The following is a 12,525-nucleotide window of genomic DNA, read 5'->3' as shown; positions in this document are numbered from 1 at the left end:
CATGTCCGCCACGACCACGCCGGCCGAAGCCTCGACCACCCCGGTGGTCCCGGTGCTCGACGACTTCGACTTCGACCTCACCGACGGCGCGGCCTGCCGCATCGACGACCCGGACTGCGAAGCCTGCCAGTGAGCCGGTGTCCCCGGTGCGGACCACGTCCGCCCCGGGGACTCGCGGGCACCGTCCACATCGGCTCGACGAGCCCGATCAGTCCGCAGCAGACACCTCAGATCGTGCCCATGTCCAGCGACAGCCAGCGTTCCGGCCGCAGGAACACCACGATGTGCTCGCCGACCTGGTTCCGCTCGAACTCGAGGTACTCGTCGACCTTTTCCGCCGGCAAGTACCGGCTCGCCATCTCCCGGGCCCGCTCGGGGCTGTCCTCCTCGGTCCGCAGCAGCGGTCCCTCGACCGACACGTACCGGACCGTCGGCGTGGCCCGCTGCGCCAGCAGGCTGAACCGCCCCGCCGCCTCGATCGCCTTCATCTTCCGCGACCGCGGCGAGGTCCGGACCCACAGCTCGCCGCCCGGGGTGTACTGGTACCACAGCGGTACCGTCAGCGGCGCCCGGTCCGCGCTCTCCACCACCGACAACGCCCCGATGTGGGGCTCGGCCAAAAACTTCTCGCGTTCTTCCGCCGAAAGTGCCATATCCGGGAAGCTACCCGGCACCACCGACGGCAAACTCACGTCTCCGGCAGCGCGAAGACCTCGTCCACCGAATACCGACGTGGGGACAGGCCTTGCTCGTGGTGGTACCGCAGGTACGCGTCCAAAACGACACGATTGGCTGAAATCCCGTACGGCCACCAGTCCGCACCGAACTGGGCCTCGTTGCGCTCGACCAACGCGTTCACCCACGGCACCATCGTCGGCACCTGGTACAGCCGGCGGTCGCGCCGATAGCGTTCCGCAGCCGACTCCGCCGCCGACGAGAACAGCCGGTAGACCTCCTCCGCCGAATCCAGCAGCTCGCGGCGGATCACCACCGCGTGCATGATCGGGAAGATCCCCGTGCGCCGGTGGTAGTCGCGCTCCAGCGGCTCGAAATCGGGGAACAACCGGACCACGTCCGGGGCGCCGTCCAGCACGCACTGCGGGACGTTCGCCGAGAACAGCGCGTCGATCCCGCCCGTCGCCAGCAGGTCGTTGAGCGCCCGATCGGACGTCGTGACCCGCACGTCGTCCGGGTGCGGGTGCGGGACGAACCCGAACGGTGCCGCCGGGTGCTCCAGCCCGCCGATCACCCACCGGTTCCGCGCCGGCTCGAAGCCGTACTCGTCCATGAGGATTCCCTTGGCCCACACGCCGGAGTCCTGCCCGTACGTGCCGAACTCGCCGATCGTCCGGTCCACGAGGTCGGCCGGTCCGGTGATCCCGGAGCGCTTGTTCACGAAGACGCACGAATGCCGGAACACCCGGTTGGGGAAGATGGGCAGCGCGACGTACGGCAGGCCGGACTCCAGCAGTCGCAAGTAGAAGGTCAGGCCCAGCTCGGCGACGTCGAACTCGTGGTCGCGGATCGTCCGCTCGAAGATCTCCGGCAGTGTGGCGGCCGTTTTCACCGTGACGTCCGGCCGGTCGAACAGGGCTTGCGTCGTGTCGTACCGGTAGCACCCGATCGTGAGAGTCATACCCGCGATCGTTCGCCGGGAGACCCGGCCGCGTCCAAGTCCGGCTCGGTCCACTCGATACCGCACGGGTATCGTGTCGCGGTGGACCTGCGCGCGCTCCGGTACTTCGTGGCGGTCGCCGACGAGCGGCACGTCGGCCGGGCCGCGAGCCGGCTGCACATGACGCAGCCGCCGCTGAGCCGGGCGATCCGGCAGCTGGAGGACGAGCTCGGCGCCGCGTTGTTCGAGCGCACCCCCAAGGGCGTCACCCTCACCCCCGCCGGCACCGCGCTCCACGCCGAAGCCGACGCGCTCCTGGAGCAGGCCGACCGGATCCGCGGCCGGGTCACCGCCGCGGCGGGCGCGGCGAGCCTGACGGTCGGCACCCTCGCCGACGCGGCCGAGCACGTCGGCACCCGGCTGGTCCCGCTGTTCCGGGAGCGCCACCCGCACGTCGACGTCCGCGTCCACGAAACCGGTCTCGGCGACCCGACTGCAGGCCTGCGCACCGGCCTCGTCGACGTCGCGCTGACCCGGACTCCCTTCGACACCACGGGAATCGGCACGCACGTCCTGCGTTCGGTACCGGTCGGGGTGGTGGTGCGCGACGACGACCCGCTCGCCGCCCACCCCGCGGTCCCGGCCGGTGGCCTGGCCGGCCGCCGGTGGGTCCGCCTGCCCGCCGGGACCGATCCACTGTGGACCGCCTACTGGACCGGCGGCGCGGCGGACGAGGGCGCGCCGGTGCTGCGGACCGTCCAGGAATGCCTGCAGGCGGTGCTGTGGAACGGAACCGCGGCGCTCGCCCCGGTCGACCAGCCGCTGCCGGCGGGGCTCGTCGTGGTGCCGCTGGCGGACCGGCCGCCGAGCGACCTCGTGGTCGCGTGGCCGAAGAACGGCCGCAGCCCGCTGGTCCGCAGCTTCGTCCAGGTGGCCGCAACCGGCCACCGGGAGTGATCGCCGGAAACCGGCTCAGCGACTCGAACCGCGCCGGTCAGTGGTAGGGGGCTCCACCGGGCGCCTGGCGAGCCCGAGGCGCCTGCGCCCGCGGTACCTGCCCACGCGGCTGCTGCGCCCGGGGCGCCTGCCCGCGCGGCGCCTGAGCCCGCGGTGCCTGGGCCCGTGACGCCTGCCCGCGCGGCGCCTGCGCTCGAGGCGCCTGTCCCCGCGCAGGTGGTGGCCCGGACCGTCGCACCGGGGGACGCGCCGGAGCCGGCCTCGGCTCGCGACTCTCCTCCGGTGCCCGTGACGGCCGGTTCGCCCACGAATCGAACAGCACGATCAGTCCCGCGAACACCGCGCAGCCGAGCCCGAGCGCCACGTTGACCAGTGACCCGATGATGCCGGCCACCAGCAGCACCGGCAGCACCGCCATCAGGCAGTACGGATCGATCCTGCCGAACTTCGGGCGGGCCGACCCCTCCCGGGGGCTCACCGCGCGACCTCCGCTTTCCCTCGCGCCATGGTCGCAGTATGCAACCCGCGGCGCGGTGCGGCCACCTTCCCGCCGCAAAAAACCGGACAAAGCGACCGATCACGCAGGATTGCGCAGGGCGAGCTCGACTTCGGTGCCGGTCAGCCGGCGGGGACCGACGTAGTACAGCACCGCCCCGGCCGCCAGCTCCGCGTCCCACGGCGGGTTCACCACCAGGCCCTCGCCGGTGCGGGCCGCCAGCACCGTCGCCCCGTACGCGCGCCCCAGTGCCTCGTGGCAGCGGGACGCGGGCAGGCGGCCGAGGGACTCCGGGAGCGTCACCGAGAACGTGTCCGCTCCCCCGGCCGTCATCAGCTCCGCGTACACCTCCGCGATGCCCGGGGACGTCAGCTCCTCCGTCACCATCCGCGGCGTGTGCCACTGGACGCAGCGGATGCGCCGGTCCACGTACCGCACCAGCTCGGCCCGCTCCAGGTCGCGCAGGGTGACGACCACGTGCGCCGCCGGGCTGGCGTGGTCCACCGTCACCGCGACCGCCAGCGCCTCGTTGTCGTCGGCCACGTCGACCAAGACCGCGGCCGCGCGGGCGACCCCGGCGCGCGCCAGGACGTCCGCCGCCGTCGGCTCGCCGCGGACGAACTCCACCGGCTGCCCCGGCATCGGGTGCGCCGGCACCTCGGCGCACAGCACCAGCCCGCTCACGCCGTCGGCCAGCAGCTGCGCCACGATCCGCTCGGTCCGCCCCGCCGCGTAGCCGATCAGCACCGTGTGCCCGCTCAGCCGCACCGCCTCCGTCCCCTGCATCCGCCGTCCCTTCGCCTGCTCCAGCAGCGCCGCGAGCTTCGTGAACACCGTCGTCAGCGTCGCGAGCCCGCCGGCGATGACGTACGCGCCGACGACGTGCCCGGCGGCCGTCTCGGGCGAGTAGTCGCCGTACCCGACCGTGGTCGTCGTGACGACGAAGTACCACCAGTAGTTGCCGGGGCGGACCAGCTCGCTGCCGGCCGGCTCGGCGAGCGCCATCAGCGGCCAGCTCGTCGCGAACACGACCGCCACGACCGCGACCGGCAGCAGCCACCCGCGGTTCAGCACCCAGCGCGCGAACAGCCGCGAGAGGAAGAACGACACCGGTCCTCCTCACCGAAAGCGATCACGGGTCCCGACACCCGATCACACGGTGCTACCAGGCACAACGGTGTTTACCGGACCGTGACGGCCGGACAAGAACGGACAGAATCCCCGTGCTCCCGGGGAAAAACCGGCGTTCCGTGGTGGACTGTCCCCGGTCCCCCGGCGCCGGAAGAGGGTACGCGCATGAGGAAACGGATCCGTTCGGCACTCTTCGCGACGGTGATCGCGTGCGGCGTGCTCGCCGCCCCGGCGGCGGCCGCCGCCGCGGCGCCACCGAGCCTCGAGTTCGCGAACCCCGACAGTCAGGCCTTGTTCGGCACGGCCTACCGCGAAGCGCTGGACAACCTGCTGCGCACCAACACCATCGGCTACGACGCGAAGTACGACAAGAGCGGCCTGCTCGACCCGGCCACCGGCATCGTCCGGGCGGGCGGGGGCTACGACCAGCCGTGGACGCGCGACGCGTCGATCAACAGCTGGAACGCGACGAGCCTGCTCTCCCCCTCCCTCGCCCGGAACACGCTGTGGGCGGTCGTCGACAAGGACGCCGGCGGCGCCCTGCGCGTGCAGCAGGACGACCAGCAGTGGGACCAGGTCGCCTGGGCGACGGCCGCGTGGCACCACTACCTGGTCACCGGCGACACCGCGTTCCTCGAGAACGCCTACCGCACGACGGCGAACACCCTGACCATCCGGGAACACGCCACCACGGCCGGCTTCAACGCGAAGTACAGGCTGTTCACCGGCGCGTCCTTCTTCAACGACGGCATCGCCGGCTACCCCGCCCCGCCCGCCGACGCGACCGAGTCGGTCAGCACCGGCAGCATGCCGTGGCCGGGCGTCGCGAGCGGGATGTACCTGAGCACCAACGAGGTCTACTACGCCGCTTACGTCAACGCCGCGAACATGGCGCAGAAGCTCCGGCGCCCGGGCGCGGAGGTCGCCCGCTACCGGGCGAAGGCGAACGCGCTCAAGAACGCGATCAACGCCCACTTCTGGAACGCGAAAACCGGCCTGTACGACTACCAGCTCCTCGCCGACGGTTCCCGCGGCGCGTACCAGGAAGGCACCGGGCTGGCGTTCGCCCTGCTCTTCGGCGTCGCGAACCCGGCGCAGGCACGATCGATCGTGGCCAACGCCCGGGAGATGACGTGGGGCATGCCCGACACGTTCCCGAACTGGGCCCGCTATTCGGACGCGCAACCGGGACGGCACAACGCGATCGTCTGGCCGCTGGTCCAGGGCCTGTGGGCGAAAGCACTGGCCGGGCAAGGGAACCAGAGCGCCTTCGCGTCGGAAGTGGCTCGCCTGGCGAAGCTCGCGGGTGGCAACAGCGGGTACTGGGAGATCTACAACGGCAGCACCGGTGTCGTCGACGGCGGCTACCAGAGGCTCGGCGACACCGTGAAGTTCCACTGGGGCTCCGAACCCGACCAGACCTGGTCGGCCACGGCGTTCCTCGACATGGTCCACACCGGCCTGTTCGGGTTGACGTTCACCGACCGCGGCCTGGTGTTCTCACCCGACCTCCCGGCCGGCTGGGGCGACGTCACCCTCCGGAACCTCCACTACCGCGACGCCACCCTGACGATCGCCCTGCGCGGCGCGGGCACCAAGATCGGCTCGTTCACGATCGACGGACGGCGCGCGCCCGGCAACGCCGTCCCGGCCACGCTGACCGGCGAGCACACCATCGCGATCACGCTCACCGGCGCGGCCCCCGGCGACCGCGACGGCGACGGCGTGGCCGACGCGGCCGACCGCTGCGCCGACACCGCGGGCACCGTCGGCGGCTGCCCGGCCCCGAGCCACCTCGAAGCCGAAGACGCGCTCAACACCGGCGGCGTCAAGACGAACGTGAACCACACCGGCTACTCCGGCCGGGCGTTCCTCGACGGGCTTTGGGCGGAGGGCGCGGCTTCGTCGTTCACGCTGCACCGCGTGTCGGGCGACCCGGCGACGGCCGCTCTCACCGTGCGCTACGCCAACGCCAACAGCGACCCGCGCACGATGACGCTGTCCGTCGACGGGCAGCGGCTGCGGCAGGTGAACTTCCCGAAGGTCTCCGACAGCTGGGACGCCTGGGGCACGGTGACCTTCGGCGACGTCCCGCTCAGCGGCCGGGACCCGGTGGTCACGCTGTCCTACGAAGCCGGCGACACCGGCTCGATCAACCTCGACTGGCTGGCCGCCGGCTGACGCGTCACCCGAACCGGTGAACCCCCGGCCCGGCCGTCATAGCCGGGCCGGGGCGCCCCTCTCGTTGTGTGTTGCGGTGGCCGGGCGGCACGCCCCCCGACCGGCCGGCCACCGCGCACACGTCCGCCGGCCCCGCATACTGGAGCGGTGAGCGAGCCCATCCCGCTGTTCCCCGTCGCGCGCGTCGATCCCGCGCGGTTCGCGGCCGCGCAGCACCGCCTCTTCACCGGGATGCGGCTGCGGATCGGCCGGTCCGGCATCGCGCACCGCGTCGCGTGGGTGCCCTGGCTCGACGAGCTGACCCTGCCCTCGCCCGCCTGCCACCAGGGGTGGAGCGGGCTCGGCGCGGCGGGCGAGATCACCCCGACGGACCAGCCGGTGACCTGCCGCAAGTGCCTGCGCCTCGGCGGCGAACCGGACGACCCCGCCCAGCACCCGCTCTTCGCCCTGCCGGAACCGCACTGACCGGTTAGGTCCGGACCGGCCGGGTACCTGGCCGGGATGACGGAGAACCGAGACGCCGGCACGTCGGTCCGGCAGTTCACCGCCGAGCTGGTCGGCGCGGCGATGGAAGGGGCCTACGACGACGTGGCCGACGCACTGGGCGTGGTCGCGCGCGCCGGCGCGTCCCGGGTCGCCGGCGAGATCGTCGCGGAGCTGGTCGGCCGCTGCGCCGCGGTGATCCGCGTCCGCCACCCGGCCGATCCCGGGTCGGTCTTCACCGTGGCCGTGACCGACGAGCGGGACCGGCCGGTCGAGGTGGACCGGCTGCCGCCCGGACCGCTGGCCGCCCTGCGCGCCCTGCTCGCGGACCTCGGCGAGGACGACGAAAGCCGCGACATCCAGCTGGAACTGGCGGCCCGCGGCGAGCCGGACGACGTCGTCGGCGTCGTGATCCACCTGCTCGTGTGGCTCGTGGAGCTGTCCGGCAGCCCGGCGGCGAGCTTGCCCTCGCTGAGCTGTTTCGCCCGATGAGCACGATCGAAGTCACCGGCCCGGCGGACGGCACGGTGACCGTCCGCGCGCAGGGCGCCCCGGAGGCGGCGCACCTCGCCGCGGCACTGGCCGGCGCGACGGGCAGCGCGCCGACGGTGCTGCTCGACCTGACCGCGGTCGACCACTTCACCACCGAAGCCGTCGCGGCGCTCATCCCGCACCTGCAGGGGGCCGGGTGCCGGGTGATCGTGACGGCCTCGGCCGCGGTGGAGGGGAAGTTCACCCGGCTCGGCCTGGGCGGGCTCGTCGCGCCGTCGACCGAGTCCCGCACCTGAGTCCGGCGAAAGGACCCCGCCGATGTCCCCGTTCGACCCGCCCGGCGGCAACTCCCTGATGTTCGTCGGGACCGCGACCACCGTGCTGCGGCTGGGCCCGTTCACGGTGCTGACCGACCCCAACTTCCTGCACCGCGGCCAGTGGTCGTACTTCGGCCAGGGCCTCTTCTCCCGCCGCCGCACCGAACCCGCGCTGCAGCCCGCCGAACTGCCGCCGCTGACCGCGGTGGTCCTGTCCCACCTGCACGGCGACCACTTCGACCGGATCGCCGCCCGCGAGCTGCCCCGCGACACGCCGATCCTGACGACCGAGCACGCCGCCACCCGCCTGCTCCGCCGCGGCTTCCACGCGCCGCTCCCGCTGCCGACCTGGACGGCGGAGACCTTCACCGACGGCGAAGCGCGGCTGCGCGTGACGGCCGTGCCCGCGCGGCACGCTCCCGGGCTCCTGCAGCGCGTCCTGCCGCCGGTCATGGGCAGCGTGCTGGAGTACCGCGCGACCGCGGAGGCCGATCCGCTGCGGATCTACCTCAGCGGCGACACGGTGCTGCACGACGAGCTCGCCCACATCCGCAGCCGGTTCCCCGGCCTCGACCTCGCCGTCGTGCACCTCGGCGGCACGCGGGCGTTCGGCGTGCTGGTGACGCTCGACCACCGCGGCGGCGTCGAGCTGCTGAACCTGCTGGAGCCGCGGCGGGCGGTGCCGGTGCACTTCGACGACTACGGCCTGTTCCACTCCCCCGTGTCGAACTTCCTCGAGGAGGTCCGGGTGCGGAAGCCGGCGACCCGGGTCCACCTGCTGCAGCGCGGGGAGTACCTCCCGCTGTGAGCCCGGCGGGTTGAGCCGCCGCGCAGCGGGTAATCGTCCCCCATGGGACCGGACGCCCTTCTCCAGAGCCTGACGCGTGTGGTGACCGCCCTGGACGGGACCGGGATCCGGTTCGCCGTCGCGGGCGGGCTGGCCGTGTACGCCCGCGGCGGGCCGCCGTCGGACCACGACGTCGACCTCTTCCTCAAGCCCGGGGACACCGAACGGGCGGCCGACGTGCTGACCGCCGCCGGGCTGCGGCGGGCGCACCCGCCGGAGGACTGGCTCACCAAGGTCTACGACGGCGACGTGCTCGTCGACCTCATCCACCGGCCCAACCACCGGCCGGTGACCGACGAGCTGCTCGACCGCGCCGCGCTGATGCGGGTCGGCCCGACCGCCGCGCCCGTCCTGTCCGGCACCGACCTGCTCGTGGACAAGCTGCTCGTGCTCGACCCGCACCGCTGCGACTTCGAGCCGCTGCTGCGGATCGCGCGCGACCTGCGCGAGCAGGTGAACTGGACCGACGTCGCCGTCCAGGTGTCGGCCTCGCCGTACGCGCGGGCCTTCCTGGGCCTGCTCGGCGACCTGTCCGTGATCGACCCGAAGGAGGCTCTCGTGCCCGAACCGCCGCAGTACCTCGTCGCCCGCCTGAGCCGGGCCTTGGCCGAAGACGCCCGCACCGCCGAGCTCGGCGTGCACGTGACCGTGCGCGGCGAGCACGTCCACCTGACCGGGGAGGTCACCTGCCCGGCCCGGAAGGCGGAGGTGGACGCCGTCGTCGCCGAGTACCTGACCGGGGAGCTGGTGCACAACGACGTCCGGGTCGCCGACGTCCGGGAACCGGCGAGCGCGGAGGAGATCAGCCGATGAGGATCGCCGCCGTCGGGGACGTGCACCTCGGAGAGGACTCGCGGGGCCTGTTGCGCCCCGCGCTGGAACACCTGGCCGGCACCGCGGACGTCCTGCTGCTGGCCGGCGACCTGACCCGGCACGGCACGTGCGCGGAGGCCCGCGTGGTGGCCGACGAGCTCACCGGGCTGGGCGTGCCGGTCGCCGCCGTGCTCGGCAACCACGACCACCACAGCGACGAAGCCGACGGCATCACGGACCTGCTGGGCGAAGCCGGCGTGACGATGCTGGAGGGCACCGGCGCGCGGTTCGACCTGCCGGACGGGTCCTTGGGCGTCGCCGGCGTGAAGGGGTTCGGCGGCGGGTTCGCGGGCAAGTGCGCCAGCCGGTTCGGCGAACGCGAGATGAAGGCGTTCGTCGAGACGACGATCGCGTCGGCGGATTCGCTGCGGTCGGCGCTGGCGTCGCTGGAGACGGACGTCGTCGTGGCGTTGACGCACTACGCGCCGATCCCCGGGACGCTGCACGGCGAGCCGCCGGAGATCCACCCGTTCCTGGGGTCGTACCTTCTGTGCGAGCCGATCGACGAGGCCGGGGCGGACCTGGCGTTGCACGGGCACGCGCACTTCGGCTGCGAGCAAGGGGTCACGCCGGGCGGCGTGCGGGTCCGCAACGTCGCCCAGCCGGTGATCCGGAAGGCTTACGCGCTGTACGAACTGAGTCCCGCGAAGCAGCCGGCCCGCACCACCTAGCGGCTCACTTCCCGCGGCGGGCCCGATCGGTCCGCCGCCGGTTCTCCTTCTCCAGCGCCGTCACCAAGTCCTCTTTGGACATCCGCGACCGCCCCGGGATGCCGAGCTGCTTGGCGCGCTCGTACAGGTGCTGCCGGCTCGCCGTCGCGTTCACTCCCCCGCGCGTCGGCTTGGCCGGCTGGCCCGCGCCGCGGGCGGCCTGCTCGTCCGAAGGCCCTCGCTCGGGCTTCGGCTCCCAGTGGTCGCCGACCTTCTCGAACGAGTGCTTCAACGCCGAGTAGGCCGTCTGCTGGGCGCGGCGGCCGGGGCCGTAGGTCTCCAGCGCCGAGTCGTGCGCGGCCACCCACGTGTCCTGGGCCTTGCGCGGTGAACGCAGGAGCGTGCTGGGCAGGTCGTCGCGTCCGGGCATGGGGGCTCGGCTACCCCTCGGCGCGCGGCGCCAAACCGGCGATCTCCTCGTCGATCAGCGGGTCGGTGTCGAACAGCATCCCGGCGAAGTGCCCGGCCAGCTCCAGGGACAGCACGCCGTGCAGGCGCGTCCAGAACGACAACGCGCGGTGCAGCACCGCGGCCGGCGCGGGATGGCCGTTCGCCCACGTCCGGTGCTCGCCGAGGTGGGCGTCGAACGGCGTCCCGGGCCCGCTCTCCCCCAGCGCACCGCACGCTTCGATCAGCACGGCCATCACTTCGAAGGAGATCGCGGTCGTGTCGTTGGGCGCGTGATAGCCGGGGACGGGCGTGCCGTAGATCAGGAAGTACCGCTGCGGGTCGCTGCGGGCCCAGTCCCGGATGACGTGCGCCAGGCCGGCGAGGTCCGCGCCGTCGTCGTAGGCCGTCCGGACCGTGTCGGCGACGCTGCGGTAGGCGTCCCGGATGAGCGCGGTGATCAGCTCGTCCCGGCTCGCGAAGTACCGGTAGAGCGCCGGTCCGCTCATGCCCAGCTGCTTGGCGATCGCGTTCAGCGACAACGCCGGCACGCCCGCCGCCGCGATCTGCTGCCACGCGTGCTGCTTGATCTCCGCGCGCACCTGCGCCCGGTACCGCTCGCGCGAAGTGGGTCCTGCGTCCGTCATGGCGGCTCCTTCCTGGCGAGTTAGAGGCTATCACTTTTCTTATTGACACTAAGCGGGTCGTAGTTATAGCTTCTAACTACAGCGAGAGCCGCTAACAAACCGAGGAGAATCCCATGGTCACCGCCAAGTCCGCCCTGCTCGCCGTCCCGCTGGCCGCTGCCGCCCTCTTCGCCGCTTCACCGGCCGACGCGGCCACAACGAACCCGCTGACCTGCCGCGGTCAGGGCATCGACGCCACCGCGCAGCTGCACTACAGCGCCGAAACGTTCGTCAAGGCGCCGCTGAGCACCGTCTGGAAGGTGCAGACGGGCGTCGAAGGGTGGCCCGCCTGGCAGGCCGCGGTCAGCAGCGCGAAGCGGCTCGATCCGGGTCCCCTGCACCCCGGCTCGCGGTTCCGCTGGACGACGCCCGTCCCGGCGACGCCGTCCACCCCCGCCACGACGCTCGTCATCACGTCCACGGTCCACCAGGTCCAGCGCGACCACTGCGTCCGCTGGAGCGGCCCGGCGATCGGCGAGGGCCTGCGCATCGACCGGGGCGTCCACGTCTGGACGTTCACGCCGGCCCGCGGCGGCGTCGTCGTCCGCACCGAAGAGAGCTGGACGGGCGCGCAGATCGAAGCCGATCCCGCGACGGCCGTGAAGTACCTCGCCCCGGGCCTCGACCGCTGGCTGGCCGACCTCAAGACCGCCGCCGAAGCCGCGTGCTGACCCGAATCGCGAAGGAGAAGACGATGACTGCGATCACTCGCGGCGTTCTCGTTGCCGCGTGGGCGTTTCCCGTCATGGTGCTCGGCCAGTTCGCGTTGCTCGCCGGCATCCCGGTCGCGATCGTGCTGGCGCGCACGCTGCGTTCGCCGGCGGCGCGCTGGTGGACCGGCCTGATGACGGCGGCCTACGTCGTCCCGCTGGCCGTCTGGCTCCTCGGGCCGGGTACGGTGCCGAGCCTGTCGAAGTCGTTGAGTCCCGTGGCGACCGGCGTCGTCGCCGCGGCCGGGGCCGCGGCCGCCGCCGGGCTGCACTTCGCCCGGCGGCGCGCCACGGCGCCCTCGGCTACTTCGTGAAGGTGAGGCAGTTGGCGGAGTGGCCGCCCTCCCCCGGGCCGACGCGCACGCTCGACGCCGTGCACTCCAGCGACGAGTTGTGCCGGCAGTCGGCCCGGGAGCAGGCACCGACCTGGGCCACGACGCGGTCGAGGCCGCCCTTGGTGTTCAGCGGGACGAACGTGCCGCAGTCGGCGGACCCGTTGTCGCCGCCGACGGTGATCGCGAAGGCGTGGCAGCCGTCGTGGTTGTAGGAACAACCGCTGACGGTGCATTCGTGCACGGCGGGCATTTCGGTGGTGGTCATGCGCGGCTCCTGATCCGTGGTGGGAAACAGTTCGGAGTCC

The 12,525-nt window shown here is 72.8% G+C and carries 18 protein-coding genes; 11 read left to right on the top strand and 7 right to left on the bottom strand.

The window, feature by feature from the left end; translation table 11 throughout:
* Position 1: 1 nt before the first annotated feature.
* On the top strand, positions 2-133 hold the full coding sequence (locus ACIQWX_RS16895; protein WP_400871143.1) for a hypothetical protein: 132 nt from the start codon (positions 2-4) through the stop codon (positions 131-133).
* A gap of 94 nt (positions 134-227) precedes the next feature.
* On the opposite strand, the gene ACIQWX_RS16890 is transcribed toward ACIQWX_RS16895, so the two are convergent.
* On the bottom strand, positions 228-653 hold the full coding sequence (locus ACIQWX_RS16890) for a pyridoxamine 5'-phosphate oxidase family protein (RefSeq protein ID WP_400871140.1): 426 nt from the start codon (positions 651-653) through the stop codon (positions 228-230).
* A 35-nt stretch (positions 654-688) separates the two neighbouring features.
* Complete coding sequence (locus ACIQWX_RS16885; RefSeq protein ID WP_400871137.1) at positions 689-1,636, bottom strand: 4,5-dihydroxyphthalate decarboxylase; 948 nt, start codon at positions 1,634-1,636, stop codon at positions 689-691.
* 81 nt (positions 1,637-1,717) lie between these two features.
* On the opposite strand from ACIQWX_RS16885, the gene ACIQWX_RS16880 reads away from it, so the two are divergent.
* A complete protein-coding gene (locus ACIQWX_RS16880; RefSeq protein WP_400871134.1) occupies positions 1,718-2,572 on the top strand; it encodes a LysR family transcriptional regulator in 855 nt (284 codons plus the stop codon).
* Positions 2,573-2,609: 37 nt separating this feature from the next.
* Here ACIQWX_RS16880 and ACIQWX_RS16875 read toward each other — a convergent pair whose 3' ends face one another.
* Both ACIQWX_RS16875 and ACIQWX_RS16870 read right to left on the bottom strand, forming a co-directional pair.
* A complete protein-coding gene (locus tag ACIQWX_RS16875; RefSeq protein ID WP_400871131.1) occupies positions 2,610-3,050 on the bottom strand; it encodes a hypothetical protein in 441 nt (146 codons plus the stop codon).
* A gap of 99 nt (positions 3,051-3,149) precedes the next feature.
* Entirely contained in the window at positions 3,150-4,178 is a 1,029-nt protein-coding gene (locus ACIQWX_RS16870) for a potassium channel family protein (RefSeq protein WP_400871128.1), read from the bottom strand.
* A 186-nt stretch (positions 4,179-4,364) separates the two neighbouring features.
* Between ACIQWX_RS16870 and ACIQWX_RS16865 the strand changes: the two genes are divergently transcribed.
* From ACIQWX_RS16865 to ACIQWX_RS16835, 7 genes are all read left to right on the top strand, one after another.
* Positions 4,365-6,380, top strand: coding sequence for an MGH1-like glycoside hydrolase domain-containing protein (locus ACIQWX_RS16865; protein ID WP_400871125.1), 2,016 nt, complete (start codon positions 4,365-4,367; stop codon positions 6,378-6,380).
* Between the two features lie 147 nt (positions 6,381-6,527).
* A complete protein-coding gene (locus ACIQWX_RS16860) occupies positions 6,528-6,845 on the top strand; it encodes a hypothetical protein (RefSeq protein ID WP_400871122.1) in 318 nt (105 codons plus the stop codon).
* 36 nt (positions 6,846-6,881) lie between these two features.
* Positions 6,882-7,355 (top strand): hypothetical protein, encoded by a 474-nt coding sequence (locus ACIQWX_RS16855; protein ID WP_400871119.1) that lies wholly within the window; start codon positions 6,882-6,884, stop codon positions 7,353-7,355.
* The gene (locus ACIQWX_RS16850; RefSeq protein WP_400871116.1) at positions 7,352-7,651 is read left to right on the top strand and encodes a hypothetical protein; all 300 of its coding nucleotides are present in this window, start codon (positions 7,352-7,354) and stop codon (positions 7,649-7,651) included. Before ACIQWX_RS16855 ends, ACIQWX_RS16850 begins: the two co-directional genes overlap by 4 nt.
* A gap of 22 nt (positions 7,652-7,673) precedes the next feature.
* A complete protein-coding gene (locus ACIQWX_RS16845; protein ID WP_400871113.1) occupies positions 7,674-8,480 on the top strand; it encodes an MBL fold metallo-hydrolase in 807 nt (268 codons plus the stop codon).
* Between the two features lie 42 nt (positions 8,481-8,522).
* Complete coding sequence (locus ACIQWX_RS16840; RefSeq protein ID WP_400871110.1) at positions 8,523-9,332, top strand: nucleotidyltransferase family protein; 810 nt, start codon at positions 8,523-8,525, stop codon at positions 9,330-9,332.
* Positions 9,329-10,063, top strand: a complete 735-nt coding sequence (locus ACIQWX_RS16835; RefSeq protein WP_400871107.1) for a metallophosphoesterase — start codon at positions 9,329-9,331, stop codon at positions 10,061-10,063. Before ACIQWX_RS16840 ends, ACIQWX_RS16835 begins: the two co-directional genes overlap by 4 nt.
* A gap of 4 nt (positions 10,064-10,067) precedes the next feature.
* Here ACIQWX_RS16835 and ACIQWX_RS16830 read toward each other — a convergent pair whose 3' ends face one another.
* Together ACIQWX_RS16830 and ACIQWX_RS16825 are read right to left on the bottom strand one after the other, a co-directional pair.
* The gene (locus ACIQWX_RS16830; protein WP_400871104.1) at positions 10,068-10,472 is read right to left on the bottom strand and encodes a ChaB family protein; all 405 of its coding nucleotides are present in this window, start codon (positions 10,470-10,472) and stop codon (positions 10,068-10,070) included.
* Between the two features lie 10 nt (positions 10,473-10,482).
* On the bottom strand, positions 10,483-11,136 hold the full coding sequence (locus ACIQWX_RS16825; RefSeq protein WP_400871101.1) for a TetR/AcrR family transcriptional regulator: 654 nt from the start codon (positions 11,134-11,136) through the stop codon (positions 10,483-10,485).
* Between the two features lie 113 nt (positions 11,137-11,249).
* Here ACIQWX_RS16825 and ACIQWX_RS16820 point away from each other — a divergent pair, with 113 nt between their 5' ends.
* Both ACIQWX_RS16820 and ACIQWX_RS16815 read left to right on the top strand, forming a co-directional pair.
* Positions 11,250-11,846 (top strand): SRPBCC family protein, encoded by a 597-nt coding sequence (locus ACIQWX_RS16820; protein WP_400871098.1) that lies wholly within the window; start codon positions 11,250-11,252, stop codon positions 11,844-11,846.
* A 23-nt stretch (positions 11,847-11,869) separates the two neighbouring features.
* Complete coding sequence (locus ACIQWX_RS16815; protein WP_400871096.1) at positions 11,870-12,199, top strand: hypothetical protein; 330 nt, start codon at positions 11,870-11,872, stop codon at positions 12,197-12,199.
* Here ACIQWX_RS16815 and ACIQWX_RS16810 read toward each other — a convergent pair.
* Positions 12,189-12,485, bottom strand: a complete 297-nt coding sequence (locus ACIQWX_RS16810; RefSeq protein ID WP_086673666.1) for a DUF1540 domain-containing protein — start codon at positions 12,483-12,485, stop codon at positions 12,189-12,191. The two genes, ACIQWX_RS16815 and ACIQWX_RS16810, sit on opposite strands and share 11 nt — an antisense overlap.
* Positions 12,486-12,525 lie beyond the last annotated feature (40 nt).

It is taken from the genome of Amycolatopsis sp. NPDC098790, from assembly GCF_044759945.1.
In the GTDB taxonomy this organism is placed as follows: Bacteria; Actinomycetota; Actinomycetes; order Mycobacteriales; family Pseudonocardiaceae; genus Amycolatopsis.
This window is presented reverse-complemented; position numbering and strand designations above follow the sequence as displayed.